The sequence below is a fragment of the Plantactinospora sp. CNZ321 genome (genome assembly GCF_004217235.1).
The window spans coordinates 1,287,180-1,303,940 of sequence record NZ_SHKQ01000001.1; the positions used below are offsets into that span (position 1 = coordinate 1,287,180).

20 protein-coding genes and 2 pseudogenes are annotated in these 16,761 nt (G+C 70.4%); 13 read left to right on the plus strand and 9 right to left on the minus strand.

Translation table 11 applies throughout. The annotated features are described in order from the left end of the window. Positions 1–96: 96 nt before the first annotated feature. The 4 genes from EV371_RS05605 to EV371_RS05620 form a co-directional block, all read right to left on the minus strand. A complete protein-coding gene (locus EV371_RS05605) occupies positions 97–513 on the minus strand; it encodes an arsenate reductase ArsC (RefSeq protein WP_130461110.1) in 417 nt (138 codons plus the stop codon). 103 nt (positions 514–616) lie between these two features. Beyond that, the gene (gene arsB, locus EV371_RS05610) at positions 617–1,714 is read right to left on the minus strand and encodes an ACR3 family arsenite efflux transporter (RefSeq protein WP_130461111.1); all 1,098 of its coding nucleotides are present in this window, start codon (positions 1,712–1,714) and stop codon (positions 617–619) included. Beyond that, positions 1,714–2,019, minus strand: a complete 306-nt coding sequence (locus EV371_RS34115; RefSeq protein WP_486484495.1) for an ArsR/SmtB family transcription factor — start codon at positions 2,017–2,019, stop codon at positions 1,714–1,716. The genes arsB and EV371_RS34115 overlap by 1 nt, the downstream gene beginning before the upstream one ends. 265 nt (positions 2,020–2,284) lie before the next feature. Next, a complete protein-coding gene (locus EV371_RS05620; RefSeq protein ID WP_130461113.1) occupies positions 2,285–2,890 on the minus strand; it encodes a YdeI/OmpD-associated family protein in 606 nt (201 codons plus the stop codon). 235 nt (positions 2,891–3,125) lie between these two features. Between EV371_RS05620 and EV371_RS05625 the strand changes: the two genes are divergently transcribed. Next, positions 3,126–4,376: an FAD-dependent monooxygenase gene (locus EV371_RS05625; protein WP_130461114.1), complete on the plus strand. Its 1,251-nt coding sequence runs from the start codon at positions 3,126–3,128 to the stop codon at positions 4,374–4,376. A gap of 8 nt (positions 4,377–4,384) precedes the next feature. Beyond that, positions 4,385–4,873, plus strand: a complete 489-nt coding sequence (locus tag EV371_RS05630) for a MarR family winged helix-turn-helix transcriptional regulator (RefSeq protein WP_486484496.1) — start codon at positions 4,385–4,387, stop codon at positions 4,871–4,873. Between the two features lie 101 nt (positions 4,874–4,974). Here the strand turns inward: EV371_RS05630 and EV371_RS05635 are convergent, their stop codons facing one another. Further along, complete coding sequence (locus EV371_RS05635; RefSeq protein WP_130461116.1) at positions 4,975–5,421, minus strand: AAA family ATPase; 447 nt, start codon at positions 5,419–5,421, stop codon at positions 4,975–4,977. A gap of 127 nt (positions 5,422–5,548) precedes the next feature. On the opposite strand from EV371_RS05635, the gene EV371_RS05640 reads away from it, so the two are divergent. Further along, positions 5,549–6,517 (plus strand): fibronectin type III domain-containing protein, encoded by a 969-nt coding sequence (locus tag EV371_RS05640; RefSeq protein ID WP_130461117.1) that lies wholly within the window; start codon positions 5,549–5,551, stop codon positions 6,515–6,517. Between the two features lie 87 nt (positions 6,518–6,604). Here the strand turns inward: EV371_RS05640 and EV371_RS33295 are convergent, their stop codons facing one another. Beyond that, on the minus strand, positions 6,605–6,754 hold the full coding sequence (locus EV371_RS33295) for a cation transporter (RefSeq protein WP_207230411.1): 150 nt from the start codon (positions 6,752–6,754) through the stop codon (positions 6,605–6,607). A 247-nt stretch (positions 6,755–7,001) separates the two neighbouring features. Further along, entirely contained in the window at positions 7,002–7,379 is a 378-nt protein-coding gene (locus EV371_RS05650; protein WP_130461119.1) for a metalloregulator ArsR/SmtB family transcription factor, read from the minus strand. Positions 7,380–7,463: 84 nt separating this feature from the next. Between EV371_RS05650 and EV371_RS34120 the strand changes: the two genes are divergently transcribed. The 8 genes and pseudogenes from EV371_RS34120 to EV371_RS05680 all read left to right on the plus strand — a co-directional run bounded on the left by EV371_RS34120 (position 7,464) and on the right by EV371_RS05680 (position 12,443). Beyond that, the gene (locus EV371_RS34120) at positions 7,464–7,610 is read left to right on the plus strand and encodes a hypothetical protein (RefSeq protein ID WP_486484497.1); all 147 of its coding nucleotides are present in this window, start codon (positions 7,464–7,466) and stop codon (positions 7,608–7,610) included. A 161-nt stretch (positions 7,611–7,771) separates the two neighbouring features. Then, the gene (locus tag EV371_RS34125; RefSeq protein ID WP_486484911.1) at positions 7,772–8,230 is read left to right on the plus strand and encodes a M28 family peptidase; all 459 of its coding nucleotides are present in this window, start codon (positions 7,772–7,774) and stop codon (positions 8,228–8,230) included. 31 nt (positions 8,231–8,261) lie between these two features. Next, positions 8,262–8,588 carry a metalloregulator ArsR/SmtB family transcription factor gene (locus tag EV371_RS05660; RefSeq protein ID WP_130461120.1) on the plus strand — a complete coding sequence of 109 codons (327 nt, stop codon included), beginning with the start codon at positions 8,262–8,264 and terminating at the stop codon, positions 8,586–8,588. A 33-nt stretch (positions 8,589–8,621) separates the two neighbouring features. Beyond that, positions 8,622–9,061: pseudogene (locus EV371_RS05665) on the plus strand (GNAT family N-acetyltransferase). A 79-nt stretch (positions 9,062–9,140) separates the two neighbouring features. Beyond that, the gene (locus tag EV371_RS05670) at positions 9,141–10,574 is read left to right on the plus strand and encodes an FAD-dependent oxidoreductase (protein WP_130461121.1); all 1,434 of its coding nucleotides are present in this window, start codon (positions 9,141–9,143) and stop codon (positions 10,572–10,574) included. 55 nt (positions 10,575–10,629) lie between these two features. Next, positions 10,630–11,187, plus strand: coding sequence for an MFS transporter (locus EV371_RS33725; protein ID WP_207230412.1), 558 nt, complete (start codon positions 10,630–10,632; stop codon positions 11,185–11,187). Further along, positions 11,112–11,567, plus strand: coding sequence for a hypothetical protein (locus EV371_RS33730; protein ID WP_486484498.1), 456 nt, complete (start codon positions 11,112–11,114; stop codon positions 11,565–11,567). The genes EV371_RS33725 and EV371_RS33730 overlap by 76 nt, the downstream gene beginning before the upstream one ends. Positions 11,568–12,014: 447 nt before the next feature. Beyond that, entirely contained in the window at positions 12,015–12,443 is a 429-nt protein-coding gene (locus tag EV371_RS05680) for a hypothetical protein (RefSeq protein WP_130461122.1), read from the plus strand. Between the two features lie 149 nt (positions 12,444–12,592). On the opposite strand, the gene EV371_RS05685 is transcribed toward EV371_RS05680, so the two are convergent. After that, positions 12,593–13,630 (minus strand): flavin-containing monooxygenase, encoded by a 1,038-nt coding sequence (locus EV371_RS05685; protein ID WP_130461123.1) that lies wholly within the window; start codon positions 13,628–13,630, stop codon positions 12,593–12,595. Between the two features lie 60 nt (positions 13,631–13,690). On the opposite strand from EV371_RS05685, the gene EV371_RS05690 reads away from it, so the two are divergent. After that, positions 13,691–14,029 (plus strand): ArsR/SmtB family transcription factor, encoded by a 339-nt coding sequence (locus EV371_RS05690; protein WP_207230414.1) that lies wholly within the window; start codon positions 13,691–13,693, stop codon positions 14,027–14,029. Positions 14,030–14,104: 75 nt separating this feature from the next. After that, positions 14,105–15,659: pseudogene (locus EV371_RS05695) on the plus strand (ISL3 family transposase). Positions 15,660–15,788: 129 nt separating this feature from the next. Here the strand turns inward: EV371_RS05695 and EV371_RS05700 are convergent. After that, on the minus strand, positions 15,789–16,421 hold the full coding sequence (locus EV371_RS05700; RefSeq protein WP_130461124.1) for a TetR/AcrR family transcriptional regulator C-terminal domain-containing protein: 633 nt from the start codon (positions 16,419–16,421) through the stop codon (positions 15,789–15,791). Between the last annotated feature and the right edge of the window lie 340 nt (positions 16,422–16,761).

Consider the following 16,761-nt stretch of genomic DNA (forward strand, 5'->3'; position numbering starts at 1 on the left):
AGTGTGTCGGACAACCGGACTATTGCCACCGTCTCCGCGGATGGGTAACCACCGGACCCCTACCTCCGCTCACGTGCTGAACGACCAGTAGCGGGCTCAGCCTGCTGCCCGCCCCGCCGCCAGTTCAGTCACCAGCTGCTCGACCCTGGTACGGATCTCGTCGCGGATCGGGCGGACCGCCTCGACGCCCTGGCCGGCCGGATCGTCGAGCTGCCAGTCCTCGTACCGCTTGCCGGGGAAGACGGGGCAGGCGTCGCCGCAGCCCATGGTGACGATCACGTCGGAGGATTCGGCAGTCTCCCATTCGAGCTTCTTCGGGGTCTGGTCGGTGATGTCGATGCCGACCTCGCGCATCGCCTCGACGGCGGCGGGATTGATCTGGGTCGCGGGTGCGGAGCCGGCGGAGCGGACCTCGATGGTGTCCCCGGCGAGGTACCGGAGCCAGCCGGCGGCCATCTGGGAACGACCGGCGTTGTGTACGCAGACGAACAGGACGCTGGGCTTGTCGGACATGATCGGTTCCTTGCGTCGCAGCGGAGGGACGGTGCCGTCGTCCTTCACCCGGACGCCCGGCAGGCCAGTGTGGCGTCGTTGCACGCCGGGCGCGGGAGCACCGTCATGACGGGCTTCCCGCTTCGACGGGTGAGGCCGGGAACAGACGTCGGCGCAGGGCGAGGCTGACGTAGACCAGTGCGACGAGGACGGGTACCTCGATCAGCGGTCCGACGACACCGGCGAGGGCCTGGCCGCTGGTGACCCCGAAGGTACCGATCGCCACCGCGATGGCCAGCTCGAAGTTGTTGCCGGCGGCGGTGAAGGCCAGGGTGGTGGCCCGCTCGTAGTTGAGTCCCGTTGCACGGCCGAGGCCGTAGGAGCCGGCCCACATGATCGCGAAGTACGCCAGGAGTGGGACCGCGATCAGGACGACGTCCCACGGTCGGCTGGTAATGGCGTCGCCTTGCAGGGCGAACAGGATGACGATGGTGAACAGCAGCCCGTACAGGGCGACCGGGCCGATCTTCGGGAGGAAGCGGTCCTCGTACCAGGTGCGGCCCTTCGCGCCTTCGCCGAAGCGGCGGGTGAGGTATCCGGCGAGCAGCGGGACGCCGAGGAAGATCAGCACGTTGCGGGCGATGTCCCAGCCGGAGACAGCCAGCTCCGCACCGGACAGGCCGAGCCAGCCGGGCAGCACCGACAGGTAGAACCAGCCGAGCACACCGAGCGCGATGACCTGGAAGACGGAGTTGAGGGCAACGAGGACGGCGGCGGCCTCGCGGTCGCCGCCGGCGAGGTCGTTCCAGATGATCACCATGGCGATGCAGCGGGCGAGTCCGACGATGATCAGGCCGGTGCGGTACTCGGCGTGGTCGGCCAGGAAGATCCAGGCGAGGGTGAACATGATCGCCGGCCCGATCAGCCAGTTCAGGACGAGGGAGGAGATCAGCAGGCGGCGGTCGCCGGTGACGGTGTCGAGCCGGTCGTAGCGGACCCTGGCCAGTACCGGATACATCATGACCAGCAGCCCGACGGCGATCGGCAACGAGATCCCACCGATCCTCACCGCCTCCAGGGCGGTGTTCAGCCCGGGGATGACACGGCCGAGGAGCAGTCCGGCGACCATCGCCAGACCGATCCACAGCGGCAGGAACCGGTCGAGGCGGGGCAGTCGGCCGACGACGGCGGGTGCCGCGTCGGTGGTTGGGGTGGTGGTCATCAGCACTCCCGGCGGGATCCGGCGTTGGTCCGCGCGCGGGCGGCGAGTTCGGTGAGCTCGGCGGCGGCTGCTTCCAGGGCTTCGGGCAGGAGCCGGTAGTAGGTGAACCGGCCGTGTGGTTCCGCGACGACGAGGCCGGCGTCGCGCAGTTGCCGAAGGTGCCCGGAGACGTTGGGCTGCTTCGCGCCGGTGTCGGCGACCAGATGACAGGTGCACGCCGGACCCCGGGCGAGAAGGTCGACGATCTGCGCCCGGAGCGGGTCGGCCAACAACCTGATCACATCAGGCGCGTCTGATATCAGCACGACATGATGTAACCATTCGTGGTAGTCGCCCGTCCAGCCGGGCAGGTCGACTGGCGGGCCTGCTGCCGCGCACCCCACCCGCAGGGCAACCGCATCACACCCTCCCGAGCAGAGGGCGAAGCTGTTCCTGTCACCTGCGTCCGCTGCAGTGGCACCCCGTCGAGGAGGAAGTCCCACGAAGCCCCGAAGCATCGGCCACCTGGACCACGCTGCCGATCTCCTGCGCGAACGCGCCAGCCGGCACGCTCAGTTCCGCAGCCGTCGATTACGGCGACTCTGGAGGCTTGGCCTTCTGTGGGTAGATCGTCTCGTGCCGGGCCAGCATGGCGACGAACTCACCGATCTTGCGTTCGCGGGTCTGCGCCCGTTTGACGGCGTTGACGCGGTGGATGAGAGCGAACCGGTTGGTCTTGGTGAGTACGTCGAACATGGCCTGGGCGGCGGGGTTGGCGGCGATGGCGGCGAGGAGGTCGGCCGGCACCTCGGCTTCCGACGGCGGGGCGTAGGCCGCCGCCCACCGCCCGTCCGCCTTTGCGGCTTCCACCGCGGCGCGGCCCGGGGGCAGCATCCGCCCCTGCGCCTCCAGGCGGGCGACGTGGGCGACGTTGCGTTGTGACCAGGAGCTGCGGGGCCGGCGAGGGGTGAACCGGATCCAGGAGGACTCCTGATCCCGTTTACGGGCCTGCCCGTCGATCCAGCCGAAGCACAGGGCCTCGTCGACCGCCTGCTGCCAGGTCAGCGTGGTGACGGTGCCGCCCTGTCTGGTCAGGGCGAGCCAGACACCGGGCGAGGTGGCGTGGTTGGCCGACAACCACACGCGCAGCGCATCGGCGTCCACGACGATCAACTCATCCAGTTCGGCGCTCGCCATGACGGCAGGGTAACCGCTGCGCCGTGGCCACCGCCTCTGCCCGCCGACCAGAGGCTCGTCCGACTGACGTCACTCGTCCAATCCGGACACCCCACCCTTCAACGGCCGCTGTCCATGACCGCAGATCGTGACAGTCCGACGACGTCGTGGGGGCAGTGGCCGTCGGTTCGGCGTCGGGTGACCGAGCCGCTGCCGGCGGACTTGCGAAAATCGTCTTAGTCATTAAGATAATCACATGGGCATATCGACTGACTTCTCGGTGGCAATCGCCGGTGCCGGCCTCTCCGGCCTCTGCCTCGCCCAGCACCTGATGCGCGCCGGCATCGACGTGCACGTCTACGAACGGGACCCGGGCCCCTTCGTCCGGCGGCAGGGCTACCGGATCATTCTCGACCGGTACGGGCTGAAGGCGCTGCGCGAGAGCCTGCCCCGCCCGCTGTACCGCCTGGCGCTGACCACCGGCGACCAGCCCGGCGGGCAGCTGCGCTTCACCGACAGCCGACTGCGCGACGCATTCACCATCACTTTCAAGGACGAGCCGCACGCGACCCGCCAGGTCGACCGACTGACCCTGCGGTCGATCCTGCAGTCCGGGCTGGACAGGCGCATCCACTACGGCAAGGCCGCCGTCGCGGTGGACAGCGACGGCCCGGCAAAGCTGCGGCTGCGGTTCTCCGACGGCGGGACCGCCGCGGCGACCGTCGTCGTGGGCGCGGACGGTGTCGGCTCGGCGCTGCGCGCGAAGCTCATGCCCGACGCGGAACCGGAGAACACCCCGATGGCGGGCATCTACGGACGATCGCCTCTGCGGCGCAACGGCGAGAGCGTCATCCCGGACGCGCTGCGTACCAGTGGGGTTCTGGCCATCGCCGACCGGCCGGGCCGGGCCTTCTTCTTCACCGCCATGCGGTTCGGCGAGCGCCCGCGGGAGGCGTTCGCCCGCCTGGCCCCGGGCAGCTATGCGCCCACGGGCGACGACTACGTCATGTGGGGGCTGCTGCTCCGGCAGGAGGAGGTGCCCATCAGCGCCCGCGGGGACCTGCTGGCGCTGTGGACGCTGGCCGCCCGGATGAGTGCGGACTTCCACCCGCTCGTCCGGCGGCTGGTCGACACGGCCGAGTTGGACGCCACGGTATTCAACCCCTTCGCGATCGGCCGGCGCCCGCGTCGCTGGGCGGTGCCCCGGGCGACGATGATGGGCGACGCCGTGCACGCCATGCCGCCGTTCGGCGCTCACGGCGGCAACACCGCGCTCCGGGACGCCGCCCTGCTCGGCCACCGGCTGGTCGAGGCCGCACGGGCGAGCGGCGCGCCGGTGGAGGAGGCGATCGCCGGCTACCAGGACGAGATGGTGTCCTACGCCTTCCGCGCCGTCGACACCGCCGCCGGGCTGATGCGCCGCCTCACCGGAGACGCGGCCGCACCGCACTGGGTGCTGACCCGCGTGTTACCTCGGCTGCACCGGGTCACCGTACCGGAGGCATGATTGCGGGCATGTCCCACGAGCCGGCCCGTGCGTCCGCGATCGCCGACCTCATGCGCGCCGGGCGGGAGATGTCGCGGCTGTCCATGGTGTTCCGGTACGCCATCGCGGAGCGGCTGGGCCTCACCGTGAGCGACCTGGAGTGCCTGGACTACCTGGCGGACGTCGGATCCGCCACCGCGGGACAGGTCGCCGAGCGGACCAACCTCACCACCGGGGCGGTGACCAGCATGCTCCGCCGGCTCCAGCAGGCAGGATGGGTGACGGCCGGGCGCGATCCGGCGGACCGGCGGCGGGTGATCGTCGCCCTGCGGCCGGAGCGGATCGCCGAGTTGGAGCAACCGTACGAGCGGTTCGCCGAGCGGGCGGAGCGGCTCATCGGAGGCTACAGCGTCGAGGAGGTCATGCTGCTGGTCCGGCACTATGACCGCATGCAGGCGATGTACCTCGCCGAGCTGGACCGCCTCCACAGCGGCGACACCGCGCCGCGGCCTGCCTGAGGCGGACGCCGCGTGACCGACCGCGCTGCCGGTCGCCACCGGACGCAGACCGTGGCGCGAGCCGACCCACAGCCAGCCCGCGGGTGGCTGCCACCGCAAGATCAGGGCATTTCCCTGACCAGATCTTCGACCACGTCGGCCAGTTCGGAGATCTCCCGACGTCCGTCAAGCTCGATGGTGGCCCCACGTCTGAGAAGCGGCTCAACGGTACGGATGTACCGGGCGATCTCCGCCTGCTGTTCGGGGGTTCTTCCATAGGGGTTCGTCCGGTGGGTGACTCGTTGGAGAAGAACCTCCAACGGTGCGCTGAGGAGGACGACATGGTGGAAGCGGTCGTAGAAGCGGACCTGGTTGTCCACGGTCCCTGACACGATCAGATCGCGATGTCGGGCAAGCAACCCGCTCATACGAGGCTCATCCCAGGTCCCATCGGGCAGTTCCCAGTCGCCGTAATCCGTATCGACAGTAAGGAAACCGCGTCGGTGAAGCTCTTCGAGGACCGTGGTCTTCCCTGCGCCCGACATGCCGGTCACCAGTACCCGCGCCACGTCCCGTACGGTAGCGACCGACGAGGCACGAGTCGACCGATGACCCCGAGCCGCGTGGGTCGCGGGACCAAGCGGGCCGAACGGCGCATACATTGACAGTCATCACTGCCGGGTGCAGCATGTCGGAATGGGCCACAGGCATCTGCTCGGCGCCGCGCTCGCCTTCGCACTGGTGATTTCCGGACCGGCGCCGGCACAGGCGAGCGTGCCGGTGACCCCGCCCGGCGCCCCGCGGGCCGCCGGCACGCAGTTCCTCTCCGCCACCACCGTCGACCTGGCCTGGATGCCGGCCACCACGGGCAGCAACCCGATCGCGGCGTACGAGGTCTACGCCCGCCGGCCGGGCTGGATCTACCCGGACCAGCTCGTCACCACCGCGACCGGCGCGTGGGTCTTCGTGCCGATCGGCGGGTTGCGCCCGGCCACGACCTACGAGCTGTACGTGCGGGCACGCGACACCAGCGGCCTTCGCGGGCCGGCCTCGGCCCCCGTGACCATCACGACCCTGCGGGGCGAAGTTGTGCCCGGCCCGCCGGTGGCGACCGACATCACCGCCACCACCGCCACGGTCTCCTGGCGACCACCGGCGGTCGACATCGAACGGATCGCCGGCTACGACCTGATCGTCCCGCCCGCAACCCCGACCCAGCCGATCCAGATCCGGGCGAGCACGGGCCCGTCGACGACCAGCGTCCCACTCACCGGGTTCAGGCCAGGCACGAGCTACACGTTCATCGTCGTCGTCCGCTACACCGACGGCACACCGCGCTCGGCCCCGTCCGCCCGCGGCACCGTCACCACCGTCCCGTCGGTGCCGCCGTCCCCGCCGTCCGACCTGACCGTCACCACGCTCACCCCGACCTCCGCGACACTGTCGTGGACGGCCTCGACACCAGGCGACTTCCCGATCTCCCGGTACTTCACGTACGTCAACGGCGGTGCCCTCGGCGTCTCGAACCCCGCCACGGACGTACGGACCGTCACGTTCGCGGTCGCCCCCGGCAACACGTACGAGGTCTACGTACGCGCGGTCGACCAAGCGGGCATCTACTCCACCCCCTCCGAGACGGTGACTTTCACCACCCCCAGTCGGTAGGTCACAGCAGCCTTCAGGAAGCGGACGTCAGACGCTTTCTGATCTTGCGCGCCCGAGGGGCCCGCGATCGGGCCCGAACCATACCCGTCAGAACGCGGCGGGGCGGGCCAGGTAGCCGGCCTCCCGCACCGCGGCGACCAGCGCGTCGGTGTCGACCTGCGCCGGGTCGTGGACGATCACGTTCCGGGCGGAGGCGAAGTGCACCTTGACCGACTCGACACCGGGCAGCCGGCCCACCACCGGCACCTGGCAGCAGGTGGTCCAAGCCGCGATGCGCCGCAGACCTGGGGTGGGTCGGGCAGCGCTTGTTCGGGGGCCGATGACGGTGATCAGCGCTGAAACGGAGGCGGTCAGATCCAGGCGCATCTGATATCAGCACTGCCTGATGTAATTACTCGTGCTGGGCGGCCGTCCAGTCGGCCGGGATGAACAGCAGGTGTACGGGCTGCTGAAAGGCGACGGCGACAAGCCGGCGACGCAATGGTCACACGCTTGCCGGGATCCCGATGTGGAGCAGGCTCGCGAGATGCCGCATGATCCCGGAACGCGCCCGGTAGTAGACCCAGGTGCCTCGGCGCTCGGCGTCGACGAGGCCAGCCTCGCGCAGGGTCTTGAGGTGGTGGGAGATCGTCGGCCCGGACAGGTCGAACGCCGGGGTGAGATCGCAGACGCAGATCTCCCCGGCGGGCGCCGACGCGATCATCGACATCAACTGGAGGCGTACCGGGTCGCCGAGGGCCTTGAAGGCCGGAGCGAGCACGGCGGCGGTCTCCGCGGGGATGCGCTGTTCGCTGATCGGTGCGCAGCAGGGCTTCCCGGCGTTGAGGTCCGCCAGGGTGAGCGCCGGCGCTTGCTTCGACATGGGTCTAGGTTGACAGATCTCGAATCAGCGTGCAAATCTCTGATTCGAAAAACGTCGAGACAGCCTCGACGTGAGGAGGACGTCATGTTCCGCCTGTTCCGCCGCCGTTCCCCTCTCGCAGGGGTCCCCTTCTGCGACGGCTGCGCCGAGGTGACCACCGCCGAACAGCGCGCCCGGCGCCGCTACGACCGCGGCCACACCGACACCTATCCGTTGACCCTGCCCCGCTGACAGTTGAGGAGTCCCGCCATGACCGGAAACGGAAGCACCGGTGGTCTCGCCGGAGACCCGGCCGCCGCGCTGAATGTCGCCGGGTCCACCGGCTGCTGTGGCAACCCTGCCCAGCGGCCGACAACGGCAGTGGTGTCGCCGTCGTCCTTGAAGCCGCCCGGATCCTCGCCGCCGCCCTGCCCGAGGGCGTCGGTCTGTCCGTGGCGCTACTCGACGGCGAGGAGGTCGGCGCGCTCGGCTCCGCCCACCACGCCGCCCGCCTGGCCGAGACCGGCGCGACCCCGCTGGTGGTCAACGTCGACGGAGCCGGGCACCTTCACCAGGCCGCCGCCGTCGAGGCCGGCGGACCCGCGCACGGCCTGCTCTCCGTCCTCGGCCAGGCTGGCCGGCACACCGGCGTACCCCTGGTCGCGGGGCGGTCGCCTCGGACAACCGCCGCTACGCCGCTGCCGGCCTCGCGGCGCTCGGCAACGGGGCGGCATGGCCGGCTACCACAGCCCGGCCGACACAGCCGACCGCGTCGAGCCCGCCACCCTGGCCGCGATCACCCAGCCCGTCGTCGCGACCGCGTGGCTCGCCTCCACCACACCGACCACCCTTCGATCGTCTATCGGCGATGAACGATAGAGTTGCTGATGGGGGTGCTTCGTGATGGCGGAGTTGCTGGAGCGGACGGTCGCGGCGCAGTACGCGTCCTGGTTCCGGGCCCTCGCGGACCCGAGCCGGGTGCAGATCGTGGAGTACCTGGCCCGGGCGGCCCGACCGATGAGCGTTGGAGAGATCGTTGGGGCCGTCGGGCTGGCGCAGTCGACCGTGTCGCAGCACCTGAAGATCCTCGCCGACGTCCGGTTCGTCCTCGTCGACCAGGTCGGCAACGCCCGCCACTACCGGATCAACGACGCCTGCGTCAGCTGCTTCCCCTCCGCCGCCGACGTGGTGATGGGCAGACCCGCACCGGCGCCGATCGGCGGCTGCTGATGCGGATCCGCCCGATGCGGCCCGCCGACGCCGATCTACCAGGCTGGTCTGGACGGCGGCCACGCGAGCTTCGAGACCACGGCGCCGACCTGGGCGGCGTTCGAGGCCGGCAACGGCCCGACCACCACCTGGTCGCCGTCGACGACGACGGCACAGTGCTCGGTTGGGTGGCCGTCTCGCCGGTGTCCAGTCGTGCCGTCTACGCCGGGGTCGTGGAACACTCCGTCTACGTCCATCCCACCGCACAAGGCGCCGGGGTCGACGCGGCCCTGCTCGACGCGTTGATCGCCTCGACCGAGGCCGCCGGAATCTGGACCATCCAGTCCCGGATCTTCCCGGAGAACGTCGCCAGTCTGGCCCTGCACCGGTGGGCCGGCTTCCGGATCGTCGGCGTTCGGGAGCGGATCGACCGACACCGGGACACCTGGCGCGACGTCATCGCGATCCAACGCCGCAGCCCCACCGTCACCTGACCGCTGCCAGCCCTCTACCTCTGAGCTATGACCCCGCCCGACCTGCTATTTCGAGTACCTTCAAGATAGAGGAGATGTCATGAACGACCGTCTGGAAGACCTCCCCGTGGTCGTGATCGGCGCCGGGCCGGTGGGCCTGGCCGCCGCCGCTCACCTCCACCAGCGCGGGCTGCCGTTCACCGTCCTGGAGGCCGCCGACAGCCCCGCCGCGGCCGTCGCCCAGTGGGGGCACGTGCGGCTGTTCTCGCCGTGGCGGTACAACGTCGACCAGACCGCCGCCGCACTACTACGCGACGCCGGCTGGGTCGGACCCGACCCCGAAGTACTGCCCACCGGCGGTGACCTCGTCGCGGACTACCTGCGCCCGCTGGCCGACCTGCCCGCGCTCGAGCCGAACATCCGGTACCGGGCACGAGTCGTCGCGGTGACCCGGCTTGGCCTGGACCGGCTCCGCACCACCGGACGGGACACCACCCCGTTCCTGATCCGGCTCGCCTCCGGTAAGGACGTGCTCGCCCGCGCGGTCATCGACGCCTCCGGCACCTGGCAGACCCCCAACGTTCTCGGCGCCGCCGGTATCCCCGCCCACGGAGAAACCACCGTCACCGACGTCATCTCGCACGCGCTGCCCGACGTGCTCGGCGCGCACCGCGACCAGTTCGCCGGCAAGCGGGCCCTGGTCGTCGGCGCCGGCCACTCCGCCGCGAACACCCTCCTCGCCCTGGCCGAACTCGCCGAGCAGGCACCTGGCACGACGGTCAGCTGGGCGATCCGGGCGGCCAGCCCGGCCCGCGCCTACGGCGGCGAGACCGCCGACGCCCTACCCGCCCGCGGCGCCCTCGGCACCCGGCTGCGCGAACATGTCGAAGCCGGCCGCATCGAACTGATCACCGGCTTCCCCGTGCAGCAGCTCGCGCCGACACCGGAGGGCGCGGTGGCGGTGTCCGACGGGACCCGGACCATCGTGGTGGACCGGATCGTGTCGGCGACGGGTTTCCGGCCGGACCACTCCATCGCCTCCGAACTGCGGCTCGACCTGGACCCGATCATGGGCTCCACCCGGGCCCTCGCCCCGCTGATCGACCCCAACCAGCATTCCTGTGGCACCGTGCCCCCGCACGGGGTCGACGAACTCAGCCACCCCGAGCCCGGCTTCTACGCCATCGGCGTCAAGAGCTACGGCCGCGCCCCGACATTCCTGATGGCCACCGGCTACGAACAGGCCCGCTCCGTCGTCGCCGCCCTCGCCGGCGACTGGACCGTGGCCCGCGACGTCCAACTCGACCTGCCCGAAACCGGCGTCTGCAACAGCAACCCGATCCTCAACGACAACACCACCACCAGCGACGGTGGCTGCTGCGGCACCCCGACCGCCGACACCACCCCGACCAGCCGCGGCGGACGCGGGCTCGCCACCGGAATCTCCGGCGGCGTCCTCGCCGCGTCCCTGCCCCTCGTCGGCGCCTCCACCTCACCCGGCAGCGAGTCCGCCAACGGCTGCTGCGCCAGCTGACCCATGCCGACCACGGAACCGGTGGCCACCCGACCGAAGGGCGGCCACCGGGCGGTTGTACGGCTGGCGCGCCGTCGCCGCTTTCGCGGTCACCCAGACCGTCGGCTACGGCGCCCTCTACTACTCCTTCGCCGTCCTGCTCCACCCGATGACGGTCGACCTGCATGCCTCGCCCACCCAGGTCACCGGCGCGTTCACCGCCGCGATCCTCGCCTGGGCGGTCGTAGCGGTACCGGTCGGCCGGTGGCTCGACCGGCACGGCGGCCGGGCCGTCATGACCTGCGGCTCGCTGCTCGGCACCGGCCTGCTCATCGCCTGGTCCCAGGTCCGCACCATCACCCAGCTCTACGCCGTCCTCATCGGACTCGGCGGGTGTATGGCGATGGCATTGTACGAGGCGGCGACGGCTGTCATCGTCTCCTGGTTCGACCCCGAACGCCGACCCCGCGCACTACTCGCCATGATCGTCGTTGCCGGCTTCGCCAGCCGCCCCATCACGCCACCACACGGCAGTCCACCGCCGCCGGACGTGGCCTCGTGGTGCGGGCGGCCCTGCGGGACAGCAGGTGTTGGTTCCTCGCCGCCGCGTTCGTCGCCCACAGCGCCGCGATGAGCGCCATGACCCTCCACCTCGTCGGCTTCCTCACCCACGCCGGCCACCCGGCCACCTTCGCCGCCACCATCGCCGGCCTGCTCGGCGTCCTGTCCGTCACCGGCCGCCTGCTCCTCACCGGCGCGCGACGCCGGATCCGACTGACCACCCTCGTCGCCGGCATCTTCGGCGTCCAGGCCGCCGCCGCCATCTGCCCGCCGTTCATCGCGGCCACCCGGGTCGGCGCGGTCGCCGGAGTGACCGCGTTCGGGATCGGGTTCGGTGTGGCCAGCCTCGCCGCACCCGCGATGCTCGCCGACCGCTACGGCACCGTCGGCTACGCCACCATCGCGGCGTCCTCGCCACCCCCGTCACCCTCGCCAAAGCCGGCGCGCCCCTGACCGCCGCCGCCCTGCTGACCACCCTCGGCGACTACACACCCGTCCTGGTCGCCATCAGCGCCACCTGCGCCGTGGCCGCCGTCGGCATCCGCGGCGAGGCCACGAGCGCCCCGCCGGTGACGGGCGGATGAGAGACGTCGGCGCCGCCTGGTCGACTGGCCGCCATGGCCACCGTGAACTGGGAACGCGAGCCCGGCGACGTGGCAGTGTCCCGCGGCACCGCCGGGCCGGGAATGTGGCACTCCGGCCAGGACCGAAGCGGAGCCCTACGGTTCCAGTTCTACCTGGACGGACCCGGCGGCGACGAGCTCCGCATCCAGGCAGACTCCCTGACCGGCAAGACCCTGCCGACGTGCTGCCGGCGATACGGATGGCCGCGGACTTCGTCGACGGCAACGCGATCCTGCCGCCGTACGCGGCGGCAGGCCGCTGACCTCCGCCTGGGACGTGGCCGTCTCCGCGCTGCGCGCCAACGCCGGGTGGCACGGCACCCTCCCCGAAGCCCTGACGGCCATCCAACGCCACACCTACCAGCGGGTGACGATCCCCGACGTCCAGACGATGGCTGCCGACGACATCGAGACCATCCTGCAGACCGGCCGTCTCCTGCGCGGCGAGCGGATCGAGGCCCCCTGGACGGAGGTGACACCGACCGTCGTCACGCCGGACAGGCTCCCCCGCACCGACGCCGAGTTCAGCCTCGTCTCCGACCGGCCGATCACCGTGCGGCTCGGCGCCCGGGAGATCACCCGTCGCGGCGAAGCGTCGCGTGCTGCGGCAGGGCGGCAGCGGTCTGGTCCAGGTGGGCATTACCGGGCGGCCCGGGTCGCCACCCCTGCCGAGATCGCTGCCGTCAGAACTCGCAGAACTTCATGATCAGTGGATCCCAGCCCAACCCGGCGCCACCGTTCGACTGCTGCCCGGCTCCACCGACCAAGCCGTGATCGTCGCCGTACCCATCCCCCAAACCGCCGCAGCCGACACCGACCGCGAGGCCCGCATGCCCGACTCCGCGACGTAGGCCCTCAACCGGCCAGCCGCCGCAGAACGTAGCCGGCATCGGCACCCACACCACGGATCGTCGCGGAGGCGAAACTGCGCTGATGCTCCAGGCCGACATACCCCAACCCGGGCACCGTCGTCGACACACCCCGCTCGTGCAGCGGCCGGCCCCGCCCGTCCACCGCCGCCGTGTCCGCCAGGTACGCCAGGTCGGGCCGGAACCCGGTCGCCAGAATCAGCACATCAACCCGCTCCCGTGCCCCGTCGGCCCAGACCACACTGTCGCCGTCGATACGGGTGAACACCGGCCCGTGATCCGGCTGACCGGCCCGTACCGCCGCCCGGTACCGGCCGTCGTCAATCACTGGCACCGTGCCCTTCACCAGACGCGGCCCCCACCGGGAGGAATCCAACCCGGTACGGGTCAACCACCAGTGGAAATCCCGGCCCAGGATCCGTTGCGACTGCCATCGCAACGGCCCCCGCGTCGCCAGACTCACCCGCGCCACCGCCGCGAGTTCCACCCCGATCTGCACCGCCGAGTTCCCACCCCCGACCACCACCACCCGAGCCCCCGAAAACAGCGACGGCTCCCGATACTCCGCCGAATGCAGCACCCGACCCCCGAACGTCTCCAAGCCCGGCAACCGCGGCCGGTACGGACGGCCGAAACCGCCGCTGGCCGCCACCACCAACGGCGTCCGCAGCACACCACCGTCCGCCGTGACCACCTCGAACCCGTCCCCGGCCCTGGCGACACGATCCACCCGCTGCCCCCACCGCAGATCAGCATCCAGCCGCGCGACGTACGAGGTCAGATAGGTGACCACCTCGTCACGCACCGGATACCGCCCGGGCTCTCCCGGGAACGGCAGTCCCGGCAGCGAAGAGGACCGGGCCGGGGAGAACAACGTCAGACTGTCGTAATACCGGGGCCATGACCCACCCGGGCCCGGCGACGCGTCCAACACCACCGGCGACAGGCCCCGGCTCACCGCCACCTGCGCGGTCGCCAGACCCGCCTGGCCACCCCCGACCACCAGCACGTCGACAACATCCATGACCTCAAGGTATCGTCATATCGCGAGAACACGAAATGATATGGTGACCGACACTGGAACATGATGAACACAACGGCAGCCCTCGACGGGCCGACGCAGGACTTCCTCAAGGCCCTCGCCAGCGAAACCCGCCAACAGATCATGATGCTGTTCGCCGGCGGGCAACAGCTCACCGTCGGCGAAGTCGCCGACCGCTGCGGACTAGGCCAGTCCACCGCGTCCGAACAGCTCGCCCTGCTCCGCCGCGGCGGGCTGCTCACCTCCACCCGACACGGCAAACTCGTCCGTTACCGCGCCGACACTCCCAGCATCACCGCCCGACTCACCGACCTGCGGAACTACCTCGGACACTGCTGCCCGACACCCGACACGGGCGCGAACGAGCCGCCGAACCAGTAGCCGCAGTCCACGCCACCTCAGGCGACCCTGGGCCCAATAGCCCTTTCGACGAGTCCACGGCCACGAGAACGACGGATGAGCCCGCCGTCACCGCACTCGCTCAACCTCACGCCAGCAGGTCCGGGGAGCGGAGCGGGGCTGTTGCCGCTGGCGATCGATGACGTTACTGACGAGGGCCAAAGGGATTGTGGTGCTGGCTCGGACTCCCGAGGGGCCGGTGGCCTGTCCGGGCTGCGCCGCCGTGACGAGCCGGGTGCACGGGTATCACCAGCGGACCCTCGCGGACGTGCCGGTCGATGCCCGGCCGGTGGTGCTCCGGGTGCGTGTACGTCGGTTGGTGTGCCCAACCCCGGGCTGCCGTCAGACGTTCCGGGAACAACTGCCCGGGGTCCTGAACCGCTACCAGCGCCGCACACCTCGGCTGATCTCCCAGGTCGGTGCAGTGGTGCGGCAATGGGCCGGCCGCGCCGGCACCCGGGTGTTGTCAGCCCTGGCGGTGGCCGTGTCCCGGCACACCGCACTGCGGACGTTGCGGCGCATACCGCTGCCGGAGCGGCAGGTGCCCCGCGTGCTCGGGGTCGACGACTTCGCGATGCGGCGACGTCAGCGTTACGCCACCGTCCTGATCGACGCGGTCACCCGTGAGCGCATCGATGTGCTTCCCGACCGCAGGGCCGCCACGTTAGAAACGTGGCTGCGTAAGCACCCAGGCGTCGATGTGGTGTGCCGGGACTCCTCCGGCGCCTACGCCGAAGCGGTCCGCCGCGCCCTGCCTGAGGCGATGCAGGTCGCGGACCGCTGGCACCTGTGGCACAACCTCGCCGAAGCCGTTCGCAAGGAGGTCACCGCCCACAGCACGTGCTGGGCCACCGCCGGCCCGCCACCGCAGGAAGGCAAACGGGCCGTGACCACCCGGCAGCGGTGGCAGCAGATCCACGACCTGCTCGACAAGGGCGTCGGCCTGCTCGAATGCGCCCGTCGTCTCAACCTCGGCCTCAACACCGTCAAACGCTACGCCCGGATCACTGAACCTGAACGCCTGATTCGCGCGCCGCAGTACCGGCCCACCCTCGTTGACCCCTACCGTGAGCACCTGCGCCGCCGCCGGAAGCAAGATCCCGCCGTCGGCGCCACCCAACTCCTCGCCGAGATCAAAGAGCAGGGCTACACCGGCAGCATGAACCTGCTCTACCGCTACATCACACAAGGCCGGGTCGAAGCCGACCGCCCGGCTCTGTCGCCCAGACGTCTGACCCGCTATCTCCTGACCGCGCCCGACCAACTCAGAGAACACCAGCGCACGCTCGTCGACGCCCTTACCGGCGCCTGCCCACAGATGACCGCGCTGGCCGGCGTCATCGGCTCGTTCGCCGCGCTACTCACGCCCGCGAGCGGCAACGACGTCCGCCTCGACTCGTGGATCACCGAGGTCAAGGCCACGGACCTACCCCACTTGCACACCTTCACCCGCGGCCCCGGCCTCGACCGCGACGCCGTCAACGCCGCCCTAACCCACCCCTTCCACAACGGCGGGACCGAAGGCGTGAACACCAAAACCAAACTGATCAAGCGGCAAATGTACGGACGCGCCGGCTTCGCCCTCCTACGACACCGCATCCTGCTCGGCTAACCAACACCCACCGTCACCACCGGATGTGAGACAGAGCCGAATGTGAGACAGAGCCGTTCGATCCACAGACCCCAGCAGATCGATGAGCCCACTCGCATCGGTTCCAATTGCTGCAGAGTGGATGGTCGGTCAGGAGGTTGCCGCGGCTTTGGCCGCGGCGCCCGCGATGACCACCTCTAGACAGTCGCGGAACAGGTCGTCGACGGTGCGGCCGGGGCGGAAGTATTCGGCGATCGCGGCCACTACGGTCGGGTGCCGTTCGGCGAATGTGGCCATGTCGAAGCCTTTGAGCGCCTCCGTGTCCGGGCGGGGGGCTTGTTCTTCGAGGACGTGGCCGACGGTGAAGCGCTCGATGGTCAGGACGATCACGCGGGCCTGTCGCAGCGGGATGCCGCGCGCCGCCAGGGTGCTGATGGCCAGTTCGGAGATCGCTGTCATGGTGCGGGAGAGCTGGGAGGCGGAGACGACCCGGGCGCCGTCCGGATGGGCGAGCAGCGCTCGGCGCAGCCGCTCGGCGAGTTCGCTCAACCAGTCCTGCCAGTGTTGATCCGGCTCGGGCGGTGACATGTCGCCGAACTGCTCGTCGAGGATCGCGTCGGCAATCGCGGTGACCAGGGCCGCCTTGTTGGGCAGATGCCAGTAGAGGGTCGGCGATTGCACCCCTAGCCGCGCGGCGAGCTTGCGCGTCGTTAGGCCGTCGAGACCCTCGGCATCCAGCAGGGCGACGGCCTCGGCGACGATCCGCTGTCGGTCTAACGCCAACTCGGTACCTCCCATCGACACTCTATCAGTGCTATAGTCCCTCTATCACTGATAGAGGCGGGGAGAAGAAGATGACAAACAGGCACTCGTTGCGCGGCCTGCTGCACCGGGCGACACATCGCGTTCCCGGAGTCCCCACGCACGCCCAGCGGCCGGCCGGGCACCAGGGCACGGCGTTCCACGGCCGCGCGCGGCGCCCCGGCGCCGCCTCTCACCCTTCGCCGAACGACAGGTGGAACCACTCGCCCGCCCGCCCTCCCCGGTTCATGCCGGCTTGGCAACGTCGGATCGCGGCGTTTTTCGGCCGGGAGGTGTGATGAAGGCGGCGGTGTTGCACGAG

Bases quoted from the DNA above. Each gene is read 5' to 3' on its own strand.
- EV371_RS05605 (WP_130461110.1), bottom strand. From the start codon at position 513: ATGTCCGACAAGCCCAGCGTCCTGTTCGTCTGCGTACACAACGCCGGT.
- arsB (WP_130461111.1), bottom strand. From the start codon at position 1,714: ATGACCACCACCCCAACCACCGACGCGGCACCCGCCGTCGTCGGCCGA.
- EV371_RS05620 (WP_130461113.1), bottom strand. From the start codon at position 2,890: ATGGCGAGCGCCGAACTGGATGAGTTGATCGTCGTGGACGCCGATGCG.
- EV371_RS05625 (WP_130461114.1), top strand. From the start codon at position 3,126: ATGGGCATATCGACTGACTTCTCGGTGGCAATCGCCGGTGCCGGCCTC.
- EV371_RS05630 (WP_486484496.1), top strand. From the start codon at position 4,385: ATGTCCCACGAGCCGGCCCGTGCGTCCGCGATCGCCGACCTCATGCGC.
- EV371_RS05640 (WP_130461117.1), top strand. From the start codon at position 5,549: ATGGGCCACAGGCATCTGCTCGGCGCCGCGCTCGCCTTCGCACTGGTG.
- EV371_RS05650 (WP_130461119.1), bottom strand. From the start codon at position 7,379: ATGTCGAAGCAAGCGCCGGCGCTCACCCTGGCGGACCTCAACGCCGGG.
- EV371_RS34120 (WP_486484497.1), top strand. From the start codon at position 7,464: ATGTTCCGCCTGTTCCGCCGCCGTTCCCCTCTCGCAGGGGTCCCCTTC.
- EV371_RS05660 (WP_130461120.1), top strand. From the start codon at position 8,262: ATGGCGGAGTTGCTGGAGCGGACGGTCGCGGCGCAGTACGCGTCCTGG.
- EV371_RS05670 (WP_130461121.1), top strand. From the start codon at position 9,141: ATGAACGACCGTCTGGAAGACCTCCCCGTGGTCGTGATCGGCGCCGGG.
- EV371_RS05685 (WP_130461123.1), bottom strand. From the start codon at position 13,630: ATGGATGTTGTCGACGTGCTGGTGGTCGGGGGTGGCCAGGCGGGTCTG.
- EV371_RS05690 (WP_207230414.1), top strand. From the start codon at position 13,691: ATGATGAACACAACGGCAGCCCTCGACGGGCCGACGCAGGACTTCCTC.